Source organism: Pseudomonas sp. Xaverov 83, assembly GCF_019352905.1.
In the GTDB taxonomy this organism is placed as follows: domain Bacteria; phylum Pseudomonadota; class Gammaproteobacteria; order Pseudomonadales; family Pseudomonadaceae; genus Aquipseudomonas; species Aquipseudomonas yamanorum.
Genome location: NZ_JAAAFU010000098.1, coordinates 1 through 525, shown reverse-complemented (window position 1 = coordinate 525; position 525 = coordinate 1). Strand labels below are relative to the sequence as shown.

General features: G+C 56.0%; 1 protein-coding gene. It reads left to right on the top strand.

The features are described 5' to 3' along the window. A partial coding sequence (locus tag K0H47_RS30940; protein WP_219274251.1) for an immunoglobulin-like domain-containing protein occupies nt 1-525 on the top strand: 525 nt, incomplete at both ends.

Below are 525 nucleotides of genomic sequence, written 5' to 3'. Positions count from 1 at the left end.
AAGCTCACGCCCCGGTCACCGTGACGCTGTCTAACGGCCAGGTCATTACCATTGATGCCGGTAAAACCACGGGCACCGTGGTTTTCCAAACGCCGGTCAATGACGTTTACAACAACGGTTCCACCGTCAGCACCACGATCACCACCGCTACTGGCGGCAACTTCGAGAAGTTGGTTCCGGATAACACCAATCCGCCGACTACCGTCATTTCGGACTCGATCGACACCACCACTGTGACCTTGTCGACTAACGACACTGCGATCACTGAAGGCGGCCAGATCACCTACACGGCAACGCTTTCGAATGAAGCGCATGCGCCGGTGACCGTGACTCTGTCCAACGGCCAAGTTATTGCCATTGATGCAGGCAAAACCACCGGTACTGTGGTCTTCCAAACACCAGCCAACGATGTTTACAACAACGGGTCGACGGTCAGCACCACCATCAGCACCGCCACTGGCGGCAACTTCGAGAAACTGGTTCCGGATAACAGCCATCCAGCGGTTACCACCATCACCGACTCGA